The following is a 21,228-nucleotide window of genomic DNA, read 5'->3' as shown; positions in this document are numbered from 1 at the left end:
ATGCCGCCCCAATTCGCACAGAGCCCGACGACGACCGAAAAGAGCGCCGCGGCTTCCCCGCGCAGCAAGTCCGCCGAGCCCTCCGGCAAGGCCGGCCTGCCGGCGTATTTGAACAAGCACGTCGAGGACCCCGCGAAGCAAAAGGAGCGCGAGCGGCTCGAGGAGCTCGACGCTGCCGTCACCTCGGCGGAGTGGAGGGCGTGCGCGGGTGATCTCATGGTCTGGGACGCGGATCAGCTGCCGCCCGGGCCGAGTCCGAAGGATTTTCGGAGCGCCGCGTATAATCTGAAATGGAAGGGCGTGACCGGCGACGCCCCGCTCGCCGCCTTCCTCGAGGCATTGCCGCCGGAGCGTGCGTCCCACAAGGAGGCGCTCGCCGCGGCGACGAAGGATCACGCGGCCGACATCAAATACGTGATGACGCTCGATCAAGCCATCGCGCAGTTCACGTCCGGCGGCTCCGCGGCGAATGCGTCCTCCGCGTTCCTCGGCGCCTATCTGCCGATCAGCCCCGACGGCAGGCGGAACATGCAGGCCGACCCCTCGCGGCTCAACGCGCTCCGCAGCTTCACGCCCAAAGCGACGCGGAGCGAGACGGCGGACATCCGCGAGGCCGCGCGCGTCGCAATGCTGCAAAAGCTCGAGGCGCCCGTCGCCCCGGCGAACGGCGCGCCGGAGAGCGAAAGAAAGGAACGCGAGGAGATCGAGGCGGCGTACAACGAGCTGCGCAAGAAGATCGACGCCGCGCTCGGGAAGGCGCCGCCGTCGAAGAAGCGCGCGGAGCGGAAGCTCGAGGAGAAGCAGCTCGCCACGATCAAAGAGCTCATCCAGAGAGCGAAGCCGAAGGTGCGTGATCGCCTCTATGCCGACGCGTCACTGATGGCGAAGCTCAGGCAATACACGAGCGCCACGCAGATGGACGGCCTCGTCGCGGAGCTCGATCAGACGAGCGCCGTCATCGATCGGATAATGCAGGCTCGGATGGCCACGGCGGGATCGCCCGACAAGGCCGTGATCGACGCGCTCGCGTCGTATTGCACCGAGCATTCGGGGGAGACGGGCCGGGCCGCGCGCGATCGGCTGATGCGCGATCAGCGCTTTCACGCGGCCTTGCGCCCGCCGATCTCGACGCCCGCCCGCCGGAGGGCGCTGCGCCTCGTCGAGAGCGGAATCGACGAGCCCACACCGCTCGACGGCGTCCATGCGGCGGTCGCCGCGAGCAACTCTGTCGATCTCGGCGCGGCGCTCGCGAAGCTCCTTTCGGATCGCGAGACGCTCCTCGAGCTCCGGTTCGATCTCAAATTCCACCATGCGATGCTCTCGTTTGAGGGCACGGTCACGGTGGATGGCCTCGCGGCTCGTCCGTACGACCTCTGCCTGCAGGCCTGGGGTTTGTCCGGGTCATTCAAGTTGCCCGGTTCGCCCGACGCGCAGGTGCAGGAGAACGTCAGCGACAACGCGGACCCGCCTTCGCAGAAGGAGCTCGACGAGCTCTACGAGAAGGTGTTTTACCCGAAGATCGACGAGCTCTACGCCCAGCTCGATACGTGGACGTACGTATCCGACAGCAACGTGCTCGGCATCCTGCACGGGTTTCAGGCCGAGGTCGCGAAGGAGCCTCACGTCACGATCGTACGGCGCGGAAAGATCGCGTCGGGGCCGAAGTTCCTGGAGCTCTACGAGCAGAAGCACGGCGCGGGGCTGCGCGCGAAGATCAACGCGGGGATCGACGCGGGGGCGAACCTCGCCGAATGCGAGCGCGTGCTCGGGATCCGGTCCGATTCGGCGGCGACCGACGCCGCGCAATCCAAGGACGAGCTCCCAGGGCCACGAAAGACCGCCGGCCTCGAGCAGGCGCTGCGCGAGGTGCTCGCGGACGACAGGCCGGTCACGTTTTGGATCCACAAGTGCGCGCAGAAGATCTACGACGAGGTCAACGAGTTCTCGTACGCCGACCTCAGCGATATCCAGGCCGCATTCGACGAGCTGAAATCCCACGTCACGGAGGCGAAGCTCAAAGAGGTCGGTGACCTGACGGGCAAGGGGCCGCCCAATTTGTACGTGCTCCACGAGGCGGCCTATCAGGAGCTCGGCGGGTCGCTGACCGTCGATCTCACGAAGAGGACCACGCTCGAGGAGAGGGCCGGCGCGCTCGCCGCCGTCGGCATGAACCAGGAGGCCATCGACCAGCGCAAATACGGCGACGACACGACCGCGCAGCGCCGCGCGATGCTCGAGGCGGCACGGAAGAAGGCCGCGGGCGAGCTCTTCTCGTTGCTCGTGCGGTCGAACGGTTACAACTTGCCGGCCATCGGGCAGAAATACGCCGAGGCGAGGGCGCCGAAGCCTGAAAACCTGCCCCCGAACAAGGAGGGAGACGCGGACCCCGACGCTGCGGCGGAGCTCGAGAAGTTTTACCGCGCGGAGTATGGGATTACGGTCGCGCACCATTTCGTGCTGACTGCCGAGCGCGTCGCGAACGACCCTTACCTGTCGCAAGGCAAGAAGAAGGAGCAGATCCTCACCGAAATGGGCGGGCCCGTCGAGGGCGCGCCGATCGAGGTCGCCGCCGACGAACTCGCGATCAAGGACAGGTTCTCGGTCTCCCCGGAGTTCAGCGAGGAGACGGCGGAGCAGATCGCCTCGGAGATCCAGGCCGAGCTCAAGCAACCCTTCCCGCGAGCCCAGATCATCGGCGACAAACTCGCGGGGTACCTGCCCGAGGAGCAGCGCCTCATCCAGGCCCATTTCCGCAAGGTAAGCGGAGGGCTGGACATACGATTCTTCGTGCAATCCCACCAGGCGAAGCGGGTGCCGCAGGGCCAGGGAGGGCTGCAAGGCAGCCGCGCCGAGGTGGAGCGATTGCTCGATCTGACCGAGAAGGGCAAGAGCTCGTTCGCCGTCAAGCTACGCATCTTCGCCGAGGCGGGCGACGTGGACGCGATTTTCCGCACGATCGAGAGCGCCAAGCCAGAGGACAGGAGCGCCGCGCTCGCCGACGGGCGGACGATGGCGGCGCTGCGGGGCGCCGGCCGTGATGTCGAGTGGAATCGAATCTACAAGGGCTTGAAGAATCAGGCCGACATCGTCGACATCATGGAGTCGCGCGCCCACGGCAAGGGCGGCGTCTCGGGGCTCTTCAGCTTCACGCACGAAGAGGGGATGCGCAACGACATCCGCGCCTACATGCGCCGGCGAAAAGCCGCGCTCGTGAAGGAGGTCGAAGCGGACGAGGCGTTCCAGAAGAGATCGAAGGAGGAAAAAGGCGCGGAGATCATGCGGCGCATGCGCGAGGAGTGCCTGCGCACGTTCGCGGATTCGAACCTGCGAGCGATCATCGACGGGGAGCTCTCGGGCGCCGAGATGTCCGAGATCCAATCGATGATCCTGCACGGCGGCGAGGCGGCGCCCGAAGATCTCGTGCTCACGGGGAGCGATTGGAGCGACGCGGACGGGGCCATTTTGCCGAAGCTCCGCACGCTGTCCGACGCGGATCGGGCGCGATTGCGCAAGGACCCCGAGTTTTTGACGAAGCTCGGGGACATGCTCGACGATCCGAGCGAGATGCGGCAGGCGATGAACATCCTCTATGGCACGACTGCCGAAAACCCGGCGGAGGGCGGGGAGGATCACCTGTCGGCGCTCGAGGCGAAATCGCGCCCCTATCCGACGTATTACGCCGGCCAGGGAGGCAAACCCGCAGGGAAAACCTCGCCGGACGCCCGAGGAGCACCCCGGCGCGCGGACGCGCAGGAGATCCTCGATCACCTGGTGCAGCTGTCTCCGGAGCAACTCCGGGCCTTGCTCGTCGACGCGTCGCTCGTCGAGCAGGTGCGCAAGGCTTGCGGCCACGACGCAGCTCGGCTCGAGATGATCGAGCGGATCCTCGATTTCGACATCGAATCGACCGGCGCGCCGGACCCGATCGCGGGCGCGAACGACGCGATGGCGAAGGCCAAGGCGCGGCTGCGCGTGATCGAGCACCAAGCAAAGACGGGGCTTGCCGCGGCGTCGATGATGTCCTGGAATGCGACGCTCCGGCAAGCGCAGGCCGTTTACCGGACGGAGTGCAAGATCGAGCAAAAGGATGGGAAGAAGCCGGCGGGCGAGCAGAAGACGGAGGAAACAACCCCCGCCGCGCCCTCGACGAAGACGGACGGCAAGAAAAAGGAGAAGACGTACGGGGACGACGATCTCTTCGCGAAGGTAGGCACGACGTCCAAAGAGGAGAATACCGCGGCGCGCAAGGGGGTATGGCAGGACGTCGAGGTCGATGTGAGGGCAAACCTCGCGAAATCGGGCAGAGGTACGCCGTCCGACGTGAACGCGGGCGACCTGATTGGCAGGGCGGTGCTCGGAGAGGAGGATCCCACCGACGCGTACTTCAAGGAGCAGCTGGGGATCGACGACGACGAGGAGGGAATGCTGGCCGCGGTGCGCGGTGCCTCGAGCGAGCACTTGATCCACGAATGGACCTCGGTCACCCGCGCGAAGCCGCCGCCCGGCGGGAGCGCGGAGGATACGCTCCAGGCGAAATACGACGCGTGGGTCGCGGCGCGAAAGGAGGAGGAGACGGCCGAGGAAAAGGAGGCCGAGAAAAACAAACCCAAAGGGCCCGAGGCGAGCACGCCGCCGACGAGCGACGAGGTTCGACAGCCGAACGATACGAGCGCGGCCGCCAAGGCGGCCGAAGGGCCCAAAGGCCCCGACGGGAATGCCGCGCCGCAGCCCGCACCGGCCGAGAGCGTGCCCGCGGTGAACGAAAAGGCGGCGCCCGAGCCGGAGCCGAAAAAGCCGCTGGAGCCCTACCACACGCGCACCCTCGTGGCGCGCGCGGTCTTCGCGGGTCACGTCATCGACGTCTCGAAGAGCTTCGACGATCTCGTCCTGAAACATACCGGCGGCGCCTTCGCGGACGACGCCGACTACACGGCCGAGGACAGGAAGAAGCGGCGCGCGCGAGACAACAAAGAATACACCGACCTACGCAAGCTCGTGCGGGACCGCATCCCGGGGCTGCCGGCCGCGATCATCGCGTCGGCGATCGGCGCGCCGCAGGGCGCGAACGACGCAGAGCAAAGCGCGGAGCTCGCGCTCATCCAGGGGCCGACGCGCGCCGCGACGACGCAGTTCGAGTTTTTCCAGGACGATTACAAGCTCCAGCGGACCCGCGACGGCACGAGCGACGCGGGCTTCGATCTCCAGGCGTCTTTCGGCGTGAGCGGCGGCTCGCTCGACATCGCGAACGAGGAGTACCGGGCCGCGCTGCGCAAGGCGCGCGTCACGCAAAAAGAGAAAGGCGAGCTCTACGGCGACGTCACCGAGACGGAGGCCGAGGAGGAGATCGCGCCGGCCGCGGAGCGCGCCAAAGAGGCGCTGCAGGAGTTCCGGCAAGCGAAGGCGAAGGTCGCGAACATCGCCGCGACCGTCGTGAGCACGCTCGTGGCCGCGGTCGTGACGGTATTGACCGCGGGCGCGGCAGGCCCGCTCATGGTGGCGCTCGCGGGCGCGCTCATCGGCGCGAGCTCGGCGGCGGCGGGCGCGCTCGTGCACGAGGCGATCGAGGGCAGCGATTACGAGCTCGGAAACGAGGGGCTCAAATCGATCGCGACGGACGCGGTGATGGGCGCGGTGACGGCGCTCGGCGGATACTGGGCGCGGAGCGCGATCGCGAGGATCGCCGAGACGCGCAAGATGGCAGGGGCCCTCTCGGCAATCCAGAAATCCATCAAGGAGATGCCGCCAGCGACGCGGTTCTTGATCGAAGCTGCGGAGCAGGGCGTTTACGGAGCCGCCGATACAGCGCTCAATGGACTCACAGGGAGCGCGGCGGCGCTCTTGAACCCGTTTGATCTGGTCAAACACGGGCTCAACGAGGGATGGCAGCGGAACATGAAGGCGGCGAAGGAGCGCTTGGCCTCGGTGCCCGGCGAGGCCTGGCACGCGTTCGTCACGGGCGCGCTCCAGCATTCGCTCTCGCAGGGCGCAGGTAAGCTCGGGGAGAGGGCGCGGAAGAAGCTCAAGCTGCCGGAGAAGGCTCACCCGCCGCCGGCGCCCGTGCCCGCGGGCAAACCTGGCGACGTGAATCGGTTCGTCGCCGCAGCGTCGCCGAAAGGGAAGGCCGCGCGCGCGCAGGCGATCGCGATGATGCGCGGCAACGTGGAGCAGGCGCCGCTCCAGGCGCTCGTCGAGCTGATGACGAGCGAGGAGACCTACAGGAGCAGCGGGAACATCGGCGACAGGTACCTCGAGCACCTCGGCGGTGGTTTGTCGCAAGGGATCAAAGATACGTGGATGTTCCACCACCGCGAGCGGCTCCTCGCGACGCGGAGGGTGAAGCGCGCGGACGAATTGCTCACGAAGCGCGGCCTGAAGCCCGAAGAGGGCAAGGGCGATACGGGTAGTCCATATCGCACGAACCCGAAAGACGACGCGGGCGGCCCGAGGATGACCCCGGCCGAGCACGAGTCGTACATGATGCACGCGCTGCGCGGCCAGCGCAACGCGGAGGCATTGCCAGGTCGCGCCGAGGACCTCGCGGTCGCGGATCCGGAGATCTGGCTGCGGCAGCACCGGGCCGACGTCGCCGAGCGCCACGAGGGCGTGATCGCGAGGGCGAGGGAGTCGTACGAGAAAGCGCGCGAGGAGGGCCGGAAGGAGACGGTGGAGGAGCACCTCGACGCGCTCGCCGTTCAAGAATACCAGGCGCTCGTCCAGGCGAGACACGGCGAGCCCGGCGTCTCGTTCGAGGATTTCGCCGACGCGATTCACGACGCCTACCGGCGGCAGAAGCAGGACCGCGGGGAAGAGCGGGTGCGCGACGCGGAGAAGAGGCTCGAAAATCATCCAGACCTGATGACGGACGCCGAGCGAGTGGCCTATCTCGAGCACGTCCGGCGCGACGAAGACCTCGACTTCGCGCACTGGAGCGGGAACGCTGCGGTGCCCAAGCCGGAGGCCTGGCTGCGCAAGCACCAGAAGGAGGTCATCGATCGCGTCGACAAGGCGATCGCCGAGGCGGAGGCGCGCGCGAAGAAGGCCCGCGACGAGGGCCAAATCGAGCAGACGTCACTCGAGCGAATGGCGCTCGAAGTTTACAGAGCGCTGGCCCACGCAAATCACGGCGTGGCCGGGGTCGATCCAGCTTCGCTTCTGGCCTACATGAAGGCGCGTGGGGCGCGGCACGCAACACGCAACGAGCATGAGCGGAGGCTCGCGCACGGGCTCGCGCCGGGCTCCGTCGAGGCGCTCGTGAAGATGGGCGCGGACGCCCTCGTGGCCGCAGGGATCAAAGGAACCGTCGAGATTTACGTGACGGGCGCCGGGGCCGTGAAGCCGGGCAAACCACCGCCGATCCAGGAGCTCACGTTCGAGCACGGAGACACGCTCGAGGTCGTGATCGTGGTCAAGCCGGACCCCTCGGCGCCCAAACCCACGCCCGAGCAAATGGCGTTCGTCGCGCAGGCGATGAGCGCGGTCGAGGTCCAGGGGCGCAAGCACGTCGAGAAACCCCAGGACATTCGACCCGGCGACAGGTTCACGAAGACCGCCGTGAAGGCACGGGCCGTCGCGGAGCCCGAGTTTTACGCGGAGACGACGAAGAAGGGCGCGCCGAACGAGCCGCTCGCGCTGGGCGAAAAGGGCGCGCCGCGGGCCCCCTTCCGGATCGATGGCGTATCGCCGCAATATCGGCCCCCGCTTGCGAGCGCGAAGGGCCATGGAGAGCTCACGCCGCGCGAGATTTACGACAAACACGGGCCTCTACGCACGCCCGAGCAGGCCTTGAAGGCCATGAAGGAGGTCAAGAACTGGGCGGACCTGAAGGCGGCCTTCAAGAACGATCCGGCGAGCGCGCAGGCCATCGTCGACGCGCGAGAGATGTGGGTCGACGCGACCCTGAAGGCCCTCGCCAAGAAATACGGCGTCGAGCTGCGCGCCGTGGGGAGCACGACGCTCGTCTCCGATTACGATCTGCAGCTCTTCGCGAAGCACCTCGTCGCCGAGGCGGCGGACGCGGGCAAACAGCACAACGTCGCGAAGGTGGTCGAGGAGTGGAACAACGAGGCGCGCAAGGTCTTCGGCGCCGAGTCGGGCACCGCGCTCGACACGAACGTCTACGATTACGGCGAGACGATGCACCGCGCGGCAGGCTACGCGCCCGATTTCAGCAGCAACGACACGCAGGTCCGCCACGAGAACGACCGGCTGCAGGACATCATGTCCCTCGCGAAGGTCCGCCGGTACATCGGGTCGGACGTGCAAGAGAAGGGGCTCTCCCGGAAGGAGGCGCAAAAACGAGCCGAAGAGGCGTGGAACGAATACACCAAAAAAGAGCTCGAACTCGCGCCGCCGGAGATGCGGAGCGAGATCGCAGCACGGATGAAGGAGGCGCAGAAGCGGTTCCTGGACGCCGAAGCCAAGATCGACGCGCGCGCGGCGAAGATCGAGGCGGATGCGAAGGCGGACGGGTCGGAACACGCGGGGGCGGCGGACGTCCGGCTGCGCGCGGCGAACGAGCTCTACGCCGAGGCGCTGGGCAAAGTCGACGCGTGGCGAAGGGAGCGCGACGCCGCGCTCGAAGCGCTGGCGAAGGACCCGAACAACGACGAGCTGCGGAGGGCCGTCGACAAGTTGACCCTTCGAATCCGCACGCAAATGGCCGTGGCGGCGCTCTACGCCAACGAGGTATACAACAGCGAAGGCGCGGTTTTGCACGTCGTCGGGGGGCAGGCCGGCGAGGGCAAGACGCTCAGCGATGCGCACATGATCCAATCGATGCGCGAGCAGTTCGGCGACGCGCTGAAGGACCTCTCGCCCGACCATTACGGATCGGAGCCCGACCGCGCAGCGGTGCAGACATCGAAATACCTCGGCCGCTACCTCGAAAGCCTCCGCCACCTTGAGATCCCCAAGCTGCTCGACGGTGCGGCGGGCACGCTCGGGCCGGGGCGCGTCGCGGAGCTCAAGGCGATCATCGCTGCATTGGAGGCCATCCACGGACTCAAGTCGATGCGCTCCGATCCCACGACGTTCGACGAGGCCGCGATCGAGGCGGCGCTCCGCAAGCAGCCCATGAAAGAGCTCGTCGGTCCCGACGGGAAGCTCGACGTCGCGGCGCTGCGCCGCGTTTTGATCGACCTCACGCAGGCGGCGACGGCATTGGCGCGAGGAAAAGCCGCGCAGAAGGCTCCGCCGACAGGCATGGAAAACGAGGGCACGGGCGGCACGTACGGGAAGGACGTCTACGAGGGCAAGGGGAGCGTCAACAACGACAAGCTCACGGATTGGGCCAAAAAGACCGCGCAATCGGGGCGCGAGCTCGTGCACAAGAGCCAGATCGTCGATGCGCCGGACGGACTGAAGCTCGCCGTGCCCCACCCGGACGATTCCTCGAAGACCATTCTCGTCGAGGTGACGCTTGAGGCGGTCGCCGTGCTGCCGCCCGGGCCTCACGAAGAGAATGGCGTCGACGAATCGGGCCCCGGACGCGTCATCGTGAAATACGAAGGCGGAAAGTGGACCGCGCACGTCCTCGTGCGACGCCGCCTCCACCCCAACCAGGAAGTCCCGCACGTGCTCGTGCACGAGCTGTCCGAGGTCGCCGACATCGTGTACAAGCACCCGGAGGCGTCCAAGGAGACCATTCGGAAGGAACAGCAAGCGAAGGTGTGGAAGAAAGGCAGCACGGAGACCGACATGACCGCGCACGATCGCGCGGCCGTCGAGGAGCTCGTGTCGTTGCACGACGGGATACCGAAGAAGGAGCAGAACATCGAGACGATCCGCGGCAGCCTGGATGCGAACGAGCAGCTCCTCGCCGCTGACCGCGTCGAGCTCGACAGGTTGAAAAAGACGCCAGGAGCCGACACCGCCAAGATCCAGGAGCTCGAAAATAAGATTCAATCGAGAGAGAAGGGCATCGCCTCGCAGAAAAATACTCTCAAAGAGAAAGAGGACGAGCTCCGTCCCCTGGTCGCTCGGCGTGGCCGGATGCTCGAGGCCATGGGGCTACGCGACCCGGCCGACCTGCCGAAGAAGCTCGAGCTCTTGCGAAAGGCGGGGGTGCCCGACGAGCTCGTGGAGCGAATCCACGACGACCTGGCGCTGCCCGTCCAGCAGAGGGAGGCGGAGGCCGCATACCGGCGTTACGAGGCGGGGCCGCGGTCGCAGGCAGGGACGGTCTCCTTGGATGCGCACGTCATGCAGCACCTGATGTACCCCAGGGACCTCCACAAGACCGAGGAATTGTGGACGGAGCGCGGGCTCTCGGGAGGACACGACGACAAACGGGTCAAAGAATGGCTCGCGCACCGGCCCGAGATCGAACTGGTCCATATCAAGAGCAAAACACTCCCGGACGGCACCGGCGTGCATCTGTACGAGCAATATCGCTGGAAGGGCCCGGGCGAGGTGCCGACGAAACCGGACGAGCGGCCGGGCGGCTCGATGTGCGACATGTCCAAATGGATGAAGGCCGACCAACCCAAGACGACCGCAGACGATCCGGCCGCCGTCCTGCGCCTCGCCGAGGATGCGCTGGTGGCATGGCATGCGAGCGTGAAGCCCAAAGACGACAACGATCGATTCGGGCGCGACAAGGACGGCAAAGGCACGGCTGCGACGAAAGACGGCGTCGAGCTCGGCGGGTACTACGAGGCGGTGCCCCCGAATGCGCCGGCGACGGCCTACCAGTTCGTCCTGATCACCGTATACTTGGACGCACGATGGTTCTGAAAGACGACCTGACGCTGGACGTGGATGGCTTGCGGCTCCGCTTGAAGCAGACCGAGGCAGGGCCGCTGCTCGCCACGGACCATCCACGCGACGACCCGCGCTCGACGCTGGCGTACGTCGTGAACACGGCGCTCACGGGAGGCTGGTCCGACCTCGAAGAATCGATCGTGCAGCGCCGGGGCACGAACGTCCCCCAGGCGATGGGCGCCACGCCCGTGCGGCCCGAGGACGTCGCGTACGCGGACCGGTTGAACTGGCGCAACCTCGGCGGGAGGACGCTCGACGATACGGATGCATTCACCATCGGGACGACGTTCACCAGCGCCGACATGATCCTGCCGGGCAAGACCCTTCTCCGGATCCTGCGCAAGCTCGGTGAGCTCCGAGGACAGCGGCCGCCGTCGGGAGAAGCCGAGCCCGAGGCGCCCGACACCCTCACGAAGCCGCCGTTTTCCCTGCTCACGGGCAGCACGGCGATCGAGCTCGACGAGCGGGCTGCGGAGCTCGACATGGTGGCGCGCAAGACCCCGAAGACGCCCCGGGACCAGGGGGCGGAGCTGGGCGGGCGGACGTGCTTGCTCATCGAAATGGATGCCGCGGGCCTGTTCGAGGAGGGCGGCGAAGAGGAAAAACGTCAATGGCTCGTCGAGGCTCGATTGACGGCGCTCCTCGGGTATTACGACGCCGGGGTGGCGCTCCTTCGCTACCTGCGGGATCCGGCGCGCAGGAGGTACATTCCGGACGCGCCCGAAGGCGAGGGGGTGCTCGACGCGTGGGTGTCGATCGATTGGCTTCGCCTGGGCATACCGACGCCGCCCTCGATGAAACCCGTGAATTGGCTCGGCTTCTGCGAGCGCACGTTGCGGGAGGCCGAACCCGATCCGAGCGAGGACGAGGGGGAGGTCTACACGACGATCGGGAGCGAGAGATACCATATCGAATGGCGCAGGGACGTCCGCAGGCCTGCCGTCCTCCGCGCTTCCGTGATGGTGCGATCTTGACCGCGCCGGCGCGCCGCCGATCCTCGTCGTCACCTCCCGGTGACGTCCTCGAAGACGGGCGGCTCGCCGCCGAGGGCGTCGAGGTGGGCGCCTTCGAGCTTCGCGCGCCGGAACGTGACGGCGCGCATCGTGGCGTTCGTGAATCGAGCGCCGCGGAGGTTGGTCTCGAGGAACTCGACGCTCTCGAGCGTGGCGCCCGTGAAATCGGCTTCCGGAAGCGCGGCGAGAATGGGGTCGATCTGGCTCCACGAAGAGCCGCGGAACGAGGCGCCTCGACCGGCGATGCGCTGGAGCCCCGAGCCCACGATCTTCGTCCGCTCGAACGTCGCGGCGTCGACGAGCGCGTCGTCCATGTCGATGCGGAGGAGCTCGGAGCCCGTGAAATCGGCGCCCGTGAGGCGAGCCTTCGTGAAATTGGCGTAGCGGATGACGGTGCCCGTGCAGCGCACCCTTTCGAGGTTCGCGCCCGAGAGCCCCACATCATCGAGGTTCGCCCCCGAGAGATCGGCGTCCGAGAGCCTGGCCTCGCCGAGCTCCATCTCGTGCAGGTCGGCCCCGGCGAGGTTCGCGCCCGAGAGATCGGCGAGGACGAAGTGCAAGATCTCGGGGCGGCGGCGATTGAAAGCATCGATGTCGTCCCAGAGGAGGCGGAGGAGCTCGACGCGCTCGAGCTGGCCCGGATCGTCGTCAGCCGCCCGGAGGCCCGTGAGATCGGCGCCCTCGAGCCTCGACATCGTGAGCAACATGGCGCGCACGCGCGCGCCGGCGAGCCGCGCTCCCGTCAGATCCACCCCGGAAAGGCGAGCGGCTGCGAGATCGCGCCCCGCGAGATCCGCGCCCCGAAGATTGATGCGTACTCCGGGCGCGAGCGCATCCCGCTGCGCGTTGAACGCGGCGACGTCACGCAGCAAGAGATCGAGCCACGCATCGCGATCCTCCGGAGAGAGCATGTAGCTCCTCTATCACCGCCACGGGCAGGCGCCCAGACGTGGAATGAATGGGCCTCGGAAATCTCCACATGTCCCCGTCGAACATGACCTCCGTCGAGCGAACCGGCGAGCGCGCGGCCCGCTTCTCTCTCGCTGCGACGAGCCTCGGGCTCGATGTGCGGCCGATCGTGCCCGCAGTTGTCGCGCTCGCGCCCGAGCTCGAGCGCTGCTTCGCCGTACGCGTCGCGTCCGGGCTCGCGTCGATCGCCCTCGTCACGCGCGGCGATCCCGCGGACGGGAGCGGGCTCGGCGAGCGGCTCGGCGATCTCTTCGCGGCGATCGGGGCCGGCGGTGATGTTTCGCCGCCCGCGACGAGCGGGCTCGAAGAGCACGGCGGACCCGTCGCGATCACGATCGGGCTCGACGACGAGGGGGGTTCGCTCGCGATCGAAAGAAGGAGCGCGCCGGGGGGATTCAGCCTCGCGACCGCGCTCGGCATGCTGCTCGGCAGCGGCAGTGCGGGTTTGTCCACGGGTGCGGCCTCCTCGCTGCTCGATCTCGGCGCCCATTGGAAGACGAGCGCAGACGCCGTGTCCGATGAAATGGATCCCCGGGGTCGCCGTGGCCGGATGGCGTTCGTCCTGCGCGCCGATCGGCCGCTCGACGACGGCGCGAGGCGTGTCGAGGGCGTGATGCGCGCCCTCGGCGTCACCGAGCCGCAGCGGAGGTGGTTCGTCAAGACGTACGGCGCGCTCGCGGCGCCCGGGAGGGCCATTTCCGCGCGGCTCGTGGCGAGCCCGGAGGGGCTCTCGCGCGAGGTCGGCGTCGAGTACCGTGCGGTCCCGATCGAGGACGTGGTCAAGGTGTGGACGACGTTCGACCCTCTGCCCGCGCTCGGCACGCGCCTCGGCGCGCTCGCCGGAGCGCTGAACGTCGAGCGCGCGGCCGCCTTCGAGATTCATTTTCGTTCGACGGAGCCACCCGGCCTCTCGGTCACGTTCGACATCGGCGCCGAGCCCTCGGGCCTCGCAAACATCACGCCCTGACGAACCCCACGAGATCTGCGATGAGCAAACCCACCACCTCGGACCCACTCCTCGTTTCCCAGCCGGCGGCGACGACGAGCGCTCCCCAGCCGACGGTCTCGACAACCTCGGGTTTGTCACTCCGAACGTTCGCGCTCGCGGCCCTGGCGCGGACGACGCTCTCGGGCAACGTGAACTCGGGAGCCGAGGCCACGATCTTGCGGAATCACCTCACGGCGGCCGTCGCGCCGACGGGCTCGTGGAGGACTTCGCTCGCCGCGTACCTCGAAGCACCGGCGCCGGCCGATCGACCGCTGCTCGATCTCTCGCGAGCGCTCGGTTCGTCGCTAGTCGAGGCGCTCACGATCGCGCTCGCTGCCGCGGTCGACGAGGATCCGCTGGTGGGGCGGCTCGTCGCGCACGTGCTCGGGCGCGCGGACACGGCGAGGCCGACGCTCGGGCTCGTCGCAGAGGCGTTCGCCGAGGCGACGAGCGAGGGCGCGCGCGCGATGGACATCGTCCTCACGGGCGCGGCGCTCTCGAGTGGGCTGCTCGAGCTGCGCGACGAGGCCGCGCCGCTGCCGGAGCGGGCGCTCGTGGTGCCTCTGCCGCTCGTCCTCGCGCTCGCGGGGCGAGATCAGGTTTTTCCGGGAACGGCGATCGGTCTCGGCCGGTTGTCCGCCGTCCCGCTGCATCCGTCGCTGCATGAGGAGGCGCGGTCACACGCGCGGGCGCTCGCGGCGGCAGGGCCGGCGCGGCGCGCGCTCGTCCTTCGCGCGTCGCCGGGCGCGGAGGGGCGCACGATCGCGACCGTGATCGCCGCGGAGCTCGGGGGCCGCGCGGCGTTCGTCGAGACAGACCGGACCGCGGGGCTCGGGCCGTGGCTCTTTTCGAGGCGGCTCTTGCCCGTGTTCTGCTTCGATCTCGCGCCCGGCGAGCGCAAGCAGATACCGGCGATCGCCCATTACGGAGGCCCGGTCCTCGTCCTCTGCGGGTCCGACGGCCATATCGACGGGCGCGAACTCTCGCCGCTCGAATTCACGCCGGCGCGGCCCTCGCGGGCCGAGCGCGAGCCGCTCTGGAGGGATGCGATCGGCGGGGAAGAGCTCGCGCAGAAGCTCGCGATCACGCACCGCCACCGGGCCGGGCGCATCGCCGAGATAGGCCGCATCGCCCGCCACCACGCGACGCTGTGCGGTCGGGAAAAACCACTCGAAGAGGACGTGCTCGCGGCGAGCCGGACGAGCGAAGGCGGCGGACTCGGCGCGCTGGCGCAGCCGATCGCGGACTCCATCGGCGACGACGCGCTCGTGCTCGGGGAGGCATTACGCACGGAGCTGCGCATCCTCTTGCTTCGATGCCGCAGCCGCGACGAGCTCGCCGAGGGGCTCGGTCCTTCGGCGCGCGCGCGTTACCACGCGGGCCTGCGGGCGCTCTTCGTCGGGCCGTCCGGCACGGGAAAGACGCTGGCGGCGGCCTGGATCGCCACGCGGCTCGCGTTGCCGCTGTTCCGCGTCGATCTCGCGTCCGTGACGAGCAAATACATCGGCGAGACCGAGAAGAACCTCGCGCAGCTCTTCGCGCGCGCGGAGGAGACGGAGGTGGTTTTGCTGTTCGACGAGGCCGACGCCCTCTTCGGCAAACGCACCGACGTCCGCGACGCGAACGACAAGTTCGCCAATGCGCAGACGAATTACCTCCTGCAGCGCATCGAGTCGTTCGACGGGATCGCCATCCTCACGAGCAATGCAAAGAGCCGGCTCGACGCGGCGTTCGCGCGCCGGCTCGACGCGATCATCGAGTTCCCGCTGCCGGGGCCGGAGGAGCGGCGCGCGCTCTGGCTCGCGCACCTCGGCGGGGCGCACCGGATCGCGCCGCGGGACCTGAATCGCCTGGCGGCCGCGGTGGATCTATCGGGCGGGCACATCCGCAACGTGGTGCTGACGGCGGCCGTGCTGGCGCGCGAGGAGAAAAGGCCCATCGAGATGGCGGACGTCGTTTGCGGCCTCGCGGGCGAATATCGCAAGCTCGGCCGCTCCGTGCCGGCGGAGTTCCGGTAGGTCACGGCGGGCGCGGCCCGGCGCGCCTCCCGCGACGAACGACCGAGGGCGTCACCGGCACACGAACGGAATCGGATCCCCAGTCGCGTTGCACTCCAGATCCGCGTTGCACCCCGTGGGCTTGCACAGGCCGTTCGTGCAGACGAAGTTGTCTTCGTCGCGCGTCGGCGGCGCGCCCAGGGTCACGCAATCGGCTGCGACGCTGCACTTGCGTACGCAAATCTTCAAGAGGTGGTCGGCGAACTTCGCGCACACCAGGTCGGGCTCGCCGAGGGCATTGATGCATTCCCGGTCGGAGCCACAACCCACGTCCCGGCACATCCCATCGATGCAGGCGAAGTTGTCGGCGTCCTTGGTCGCAGGGGCGCCCGGATGGAAACAATCGTTCACCGAGGTGCACGGCATGTAGCAGCGGTTGCCGGGGAACGGGTCTGGGCTCGGCGCGCACACCGACGTGACTTTGTATTGATCGGTGCATTCTTGCGACGTGTTGCATCCCTTGTACTGGCATGCGCCCGCGACGCATTCGTAGTTGTCCGCGCCGTACGTCGGGAGTTTGCTCTTCGAGCAGTTGGCCGTGGTGCTGCATGTCTTGCGGCACGATTTCAACAGCGTGTTGTTGGCGCCGCCCGAGCCGCCGCTGATGCTGCCGCCGCTCGGGCCGGATCCACCGGCGTCGGTCGAGCTGGATCCACCGGCGCCGCTCGACGCCGCGCTGCTGCTGCTCGAGCTGAATCCGCCGACCCCGCCGCTCGACGCCGAGGTGCTGCTGCTGCCTGACGGAGTCGCCCTCGGCCCGCGGTGAAGCGGGCGTAGTCATCAGGATGAGCGACTGCTTCAGCGCTCTGTCGAAATACTCGGCGTTGTAGGCGTCGAACGCCTCGTAGAGCGCCCGTCAGCTCGCCTTCACCTCGCCTGGAATCAGCCACGATCCTTTGGATGGTCTGGCGCGGTAATCCGGAGCGGAGACATCGTACGATTGCTCTGGGTCTGTCCTGGGCGCAAGAAAAGCCCCTTCGTCGTGCTCCACTCAATCCACATAAAGCGCCACCGCTGAATCACCTCGGGCGATGAAACCGCCCCGGCACCACTCACCCCAAGTACGCGATGACGGATTCGAAACTCATACCGAGCGTGTCTTCGCCCCTGCCTGCTGCTTCCTCGCAATGCGCGCGAGAGCGACGACATCGGAGCCCAGCCTGTAGATCTCCTCGGCGATGCATGCCGCGAGGTCCGAATCGACGGGGACCCCACGAAACACCTTTCTCCCCGAAACCCCGATGAGCTTATCGTCCCCGACGTAAATGAGCCCATCGCAGCCGATGGCGTAGGGGGCGTAGCGCTGCTGGATCTTGGGGCGCGCGTTGAATTCAGCCGCTTCCCGAGGCCAAAGCGCGTAGCGCGTGATCGGGACCCGGCGCGCTCCGAACGAGTCATCGACGAAGGACTCCTCGACGTAGTACACGCCATCGCTCCCGCGCGCGTATGCCGTCGGCAATCGCAGCTCCGGTTCCTGGCGGCTTCGTGCACTCACGGCTGCACCAGCATTTTCACACGGTGGAACCGCCACGCCGAGCCTCCGCTACCCTGCACGTCGTCTGGCTCGGAGACAAGCTCGACGAAGCCGCCGTCCCGGAGCCGAATCAGCGCCGGCAGAACCATCTTGTCGAAGGATTGGTCGCAGAGGATGTCTCGGAGACGCGAAAGCGGGACGGTACCGTCGGTCTCGGGTGCGATCCGCGATGCCGCGAAATGCACCAGGCCGTCCGCATACGCGTTGCCACCTTGATTACGAAGGAACTGCCCCTTCGCGCGACGGCTATTACGGCCGATTGGTACTCGCGTGGGGCTCGCAGGGGCTCGAGCAGGAGGTATTCGAAGCGTTCATTCCGCGACACCAGGCCCACCGAAACCCTCGTCGACTCGGGGGGCAAGCGCCTTGGGACAGGTGGCAAGCTTTTGGAGAGGCGCGGAGCCTGCCTCTTGGCGAGCACCCATGCGCGGGCCCGCCAAGGTAGGCTCGCGAGCCAGGCGAAAAATCGCGCATGCCACGAGGGAGGATCGAAGATCGTATCGCGTGGGGGCACCTCGGAGAGGGGCCGCCGGCCTTGGGTGGCGGCGCCGGGCGCAGTGCTCGCCCAGAGAGCAATCCCGGTGCCGCCACCTAACAGCCCGTGGACTTATCCCGAAGGAGGATCGACAGGAACTGGCGACGATGGTAGTTTGTCCGCGTCATGTCGATGGGTCGAAGACAGGAGAAGCAGGCGCCGCTCTGGGTGGCAGCGCCTTCGCTGCCGCGGTCGCCGGGGCACCGGTTTTACGAGAAGCTGAACGATCTTCTGCGTGAGAACGGGTTTGACCGGGCCATGGAGGCGGCGTGCGCGAAGTACTTCGAGGCCGACGGGACGGCGGGCAGGCCGTCGATCGCGCTGGGGCTCTACTTTCGGATGCTGCTGGTCGGTTATTTCGAGGGGATTGAGTCCGAGCGCGGGCTCGAGTGGCGATGCTCGGACTCGCTGGCCCTGCGGGAGTTTCTCGGGTTGTTGCCGGGCGAAACGGTGCCCGATCATTCGACACTGTCCAAGATGCGCAAGCGCCTCGGCAGTGAGGTCTTCGAGGCGATGTTCGCGTTCGTGCTCGGGGTGGTCAATCGCTCCGGGCTTCTCCAGGGCAAAGTCATGGGCGTGGACTCGGCGTATCTGCGCTCGGATGCCTCGATGAAGGCGATCGTGCGGCGTGAAACGGGCGAGGTGTAAGCGGACTTCATCAAGCGGCTGGCGAAAGAGGAAGGCATCGAGAATCTGACCGTGGAGGATGCCCGTCGGCTCGACCGGAAGCGCAAGGGCAAGAAGACGTCGAACAAGGATTGGAAAAGCGCCACGGACGAAGATGCCCGCATCACGAAACTCAAGGATGGCCGCACGCGACTGGCTTACAAGACCGAACATGTCGTCGATATGAGCACGGGCGTCGTGGTCGCAGCAGAGGTCTATTCAGCGGACCACGCTGACCCGGCGACGATGGTGCAAAGCCTGGAGCAGGCGCGCGCGAACGTCGAGCAGGCGAAGGACAGCGAGGAGCGTGATTCGGACGATGTACCACCGCCGGGAGGCGGCAGCGGCGACGTGCAGCTCGAGCGGGCCGTGATCGAGGTCGTGGCGGACAAGGGGTATCACAAGGCCAAGCTGCTCCTCTCGTTGAAGGAGTCCGGCTACCGCACCTATGTCCCAGAGAGGAGCCAGTCCGTCCGCAAGTGGGGAGACAAGGGCTGGGACATGCAGCAAGCGTTTTACGGAAATCGATACCGCGTGCGTCGTCCGAAAGGTCGCGCACTTCAACGTAAACGCGGAGAACTCATCGAGCGAACATTCGCGCATGCATGCGAGACGGGCGGAATGAGAAGGGGCCGAGTCAGGGGCCGGGAGAACGTGCGAAAACGCTACCTGGCCCATGTCGCTGCGCTCAACTTGGGGTTCGTACTCCGCAAAATCCTCGGCGCAGGGACCCCGCGAGGCCTGGCCGCGGCCCGGAAGGGCTTCGCCCTTGCCGTTTTGGTGATATGGGCAGCCATGGCGACTGTGGCGCGAGGCATGTCGAGGCAATTGGCACGATTCTCCCGGGATGCGCCCGAGTCAGGTGCGCTATGTCGGGATCGCGATTGTTGTCGCATAGATCCACGGGCTGCTAGCACTACTCTGCCACCACCAACCACACCTTCATATCGGCACGAGCGCCCGCACCGTCGCTCCGCACCGCGCGCATCTCATGGGCGCAGCGAGCCTTTGAATCAGTCGCCGCCGGATCTCCGGTAGCGACGGTTCAGGCGGTGGGCCGCTGTGCCCAAGCGTTTTTTTCGGCGTTGCGTAGGTGCTGAAGGAAGGCGAAGGCCATCATCGTCAGGAGCGCGTGATGATGCAGCGCGTGCCAGGAGCGGCACTCGACATGGTCGAGTCCGAGCTCCTCTTTCATCTGCTGATGTGCTTGCTCGCAAGCCCAGCGCGCCTTGATCACCGAGGCGAGCGTTCCGAGTTCGGTGTCGGGCGGGTAGTTCGAAAGGTAATATTTCCGCACGCCGTTCGCGCGCTTTTCGCAGACGAGCCAGGCTTCTTCGCCTGGCCCACGATTGTGTCCGATGACCTTCGGCCCATCAGCCACACGCACGCGGATGGCGGCAAACGACGCGGAGAGCGGGCCTTTCGTCCCGTCACGCCATTGTACCTCCTTGAAGCCGTTCTTTGCGCGCGTCGAGAATACCTCCTGCGCCTTCCTCGGAGCAGCCGACACCTTCCCACGCTTTGGCGGACGCCCGCCTGGTCGTGTTCGCTCGGGCGCGGCCACACGAACGGACTTCGGATAGACGAGCTGGTTCGGATTCACGCCCACTGCCCACTTCAGCTTCAACTCCGAAAGCCCACGCCGGAACGCGGCGCACGCGCCGTACCCCGCGTCCGCCAAGACATCGCCGAACTCGATGCCGCTGCGCATGATGCGCTCGATCTCGGCGAGCGCGATCTGCCACTTCGTCCGGAATACCACGTCCTCGGGTACCTTCGCGCGTCGCCGTCGCTCTGGATCGCGCGCCCATTCCTTCGGGAGGTAAAGCCGGAGCGCGACCGGGACGGGCACCTCGTCACGCGCAAGCGTGATGGAGACGAGAGCCTGGCAGTTGGCGTTCTTGCCGAGTTGCCCGCAGTACTGATGCGCGACGCCGACCGAGTGCGTTCCCTTCTTTGGAATTGCGGTGTCGTCAATGATGAGGTGGGCGTTCTTGCCGCCGACGAGCGCTCCAGCCTTCTCGAGGAGCACGCGCTCGTGCCCGGCCGTGTCCCAGCGAGAGGTCGAGATGAAGGGGTGAAGCTGCTGCGTCTCACCTGGGCAAACTCGCGCGGCCATCGGCTCGATGCTCTTGCGGTCGCCTGGCCCGAGCAGCCCACGTAGGTAGACCGGCCCCACTTCTGCTGGGACGGGTAGCCGAACTCGTGCAGGAACGGTGCAAACCAGTGCTCGAACTCGCGCTCCCAGTGTTCCTCAGGAAGTTCGTCACTCTCGAATGTGGGTTTGACGGCGGTCACGCGGGCAAACCAGCGCAAGGGAAGACGCTGGGCCAAATTTTTCGCCACGGCAGACCACGAAGGGCCGTAGATCAAGCTCGGCACGCGTCAGGTCGCGGGCAGGGTCGGTCAGGATGGCAGAGTAGTGCTAGCTTCGATGACTTGATTCTGACGATCCTCGCGTACAACGCGGGCGAGGTATTGCGGGTTCCGCTTTCGGACCACGTCATCGTGGCCGCGGGGCGCAGCTACTTCTCGTTCCGTGACAGTGGCTTGCTACCGGTTGAACCGGTCGACCCGAAGCTTTGGATTCCCTACCTCCGGAGGGCCGCATAGCCATGCCGCGACGGAGAACGGGAACCGCGGTTCGCCATGGCGACCATTGGACGTCCGCATCACGCTGCCCGATGGCAAGCGCTCGAATCGGA

The 21,228-nt window shown here is 67.1% G+C and carries 12 protein-coding genes; 8 read left to right on the top strand and 4 right to left on the bottom strand.

Annotated elements, in window-relative coordinates:
* Positions 1-10,734 carry a hypothetical protein gene (locus POL67_RS41345; protein WP_271926544.1) on the top strand — a complete coding sequence of 3,578 codons (10,734 nt, stop codon included), beginning with the start codon at positions 1-3 and terminating at the stop codon, positions 10,732-10,734.
* On the top strand, positions 10,725-11,735 hold the full coding sequence (locus tag POL67_RS41340; protein ID WP_271926543.1) for a hypothetical protein: 1,011 nt from the start codon (positions 10,725-10,727) through the stop codon (positions 11,733-11,735). The genes POL67_RS41345 and POL67_RS41340 overlap by 10 nt, the downstream gene beginning before the upstream one ends.
* A gap of 29 nt (positions 11,736-11,764) precedes the next feature.
* Here POL67_RS41340 and POL67_RS41335 read toward each other — a convergent pair whose 3' ends face one another.
* Positions 11,765-12,685 carry a pentapeptide repeat-containing protein gene (locus POL67_RS41335; RefSeq protein ID WP_271926542.1) on the bottom strand — a complete coding sequence of 307 codons (921 nt, stop codon included), beginning with the start codon at positions 12,683-12,685 and terminating at the stop codon, positions 11,765-11,767.
* A 68-nt stretch (positions 12,686-12,753) separates the two neighbouring features.
* Here POL67_RS41335 and POL67_RS41330 point away from each other — a divergent pair, with 68 nt between their 5' ends.
* Together POL67_RS41330 and POL67_RS41325 are read left to right on the top strand one after the other, a co-directional pair.
* Complete coding sequence (locus POL67_RS41330; RefSeq protein ID WP_271926541.1) at positions 12,754-13,710, top strand: hypothetical protein; 957 nt, start codon at positions 12,754-12,756, stop codon at positions 13,708-13,710.
* A 20-nt stretch (positions 13,711-13,730) separates the two neighbouring features.
* Positions 13,731-15,749: an ATP-binding protein gene (locus POL67_RS41325; protein ID WP_271926539.1), complete on the top strand. Its 2,019-nt coding sequence runs from the start codon at positions 13,731-13,733 to the stop codon at positions 15,747-15,749.
* Between the two features lie 51 nt (positions 15,750-15,800).
* Here the strand turns inward: POL67_RS41325 and POL67_RS41320 are convergent, their stop codons facing one another.
* Complete coding sequence (locus tag POL67_RS41320) at positions 15,801-16,358, bottom strand: DUF7478 domain-containing protein (RefSeq protein ID WP_271926538.1); 558 nt, start codon at positions 16,356-16,358, stop codon at positions 15,801-15,803.
* Between POL67_RS41320 and POL67_RS41315 the strand changes: the two genes are divergently transcribed.
* Positions 16,327-16,554: a hypothetical protein gene (locus POL67_RS41315; protein ID WP_271926537.1), complete on the top strand. Its 228-nt coding sequence runs from the start codon at positions 16,327-16,329 to the stop codon at positions 16,552-16,554. The genes POL67_RS41320 and POL67_RS41315 overlap by 32 nt on opposite strands.
* A gap of 318 nt (positions 16,555-16,872) precedes the next feature.
* Here POL67_RS41315 and POL67_RS41310 read toward each other — a convergent pair whose 3' ends face one another.
* Entirely contained in the window at positions 16,873-17,214 is a 342-nt protein-coding gene (locus tag POL67_RS41310) for a hypothetical protein (protein ID WP_271926535.1), read from the bottom strand.
* A gap of 775 nt (positions 17,215-17,989) precedes the next feature.
* On the opposite strand from POL67_RS41310, the gene POL67_RS41305 reads away from it, so the two are divergent.
* Together POL67_RS41305 and POL67_RS41300 are read left to right on the top strand one after the other, a co-directional pair.
* Positions 17,990-18,505 carry a transposase gene (locus POL67_RS41305; protein WP_271926534.1) on the top strand — a complete coding sequence of 172 codons (516 nt, stop codon included), beginning with the start codon at positions 17,990-17,992 and terminating at the stop codon, positions 18,503-18,505.
* Between the two features lie 51 nt (positions 18,506-18,556).
* Positions 18,557-19,561: a transposase gene (locus POL67_RS41300; protein WP_271926532.1), complete on the top strand. Its 1,005-nt coding sequence runs from the start codon at positions 18,557-18,559 to the stop codon at positions 19,559-19,561.
* Positions 19,562-19,568: 7 nt separating this feature from the next.
* On the opposite strand, the gene POL67_RS41295 is transcribed toward POL67_RS41300, so the two are convergent.
* Entirely contained in the window at positions 19,569-20,702 is a 1,134-nt protein-coding gene (locus POL67_RS41295) for an IS701 family transposase (protein WP_271926529.1), read from the bottom strand.
* 26 nt (positions 20,703-20,728) lie between these two features.
* Between POL67_RS41295 and POL67_RS54385 the strand changes: the two genes are divergently transcribed.
* Positions 20,729-21,136 (top strand): JAB domain-containing protein, encoded by a 408-nt coding sequence (locus POL67_RS54385; RefSeq protein WP_373372384.1) that lies wholly within the window; start codon positions 20,729-20,731, stop codon positions 21,134-21,136.
* Positions 21,137-21,228: the final 92 nt, after the last annotated feature.

This window comes from Polyangium mundeleinium, from assembly GCF_028369105.1.
Lineage (GTDB): Bacteria > Myxococcota_A > Polyangia > Polyangiales > Polyangiaceae > Polyangium > Polyangium mundeleinium.
This window is presented reverse-complemented; position numbering and strand designations above follow the sequence as displayed.

Coding starts and splice junctions, on each gene's coding strand:
- POL67_RS41335 (WP_271926542.1), bottom strand. CDS start 12,685: ATGCTCTCTCCGGAGGATCGCGATGCGTGGCTCGATCTCTTGCTGCGT.
- POL67_RS41325 (WP_271926539.1), top strand. CDS start 13,731: ATGAGCAAACCCACCACCTCGGACCCACTCCTCGTTTCCCAGCCGGCG.
- POL67_RS41330 (WP_271926541.1), top strand. CDS start 12,754: ATGTCCCCGTCGAACATGACCTCCGTCGAGCGAACCGGCGAGCGCGCG.
- POL67_RS41305 (WP_271926534.1), top strand. CDS start 17,990: ATGGGTCGAAGACAGGAGAAGCAGGCGCCGCTCTGGGTGGCAGCGCCT.
- POL67_RS41340 (WP_271926543.1), top strand. CDS start 10,725: ATGGTTCTGAAAGACGACCTGACGCTGGACGTGGATGGCTTGCGGCTC.
- POL67_RS41345 (WP_271926544.1), top strand. CDS start 1: ATGCCGCCCCAATTCGCACAGAGCCCGACGACGACCGAAAAGAGCGCC.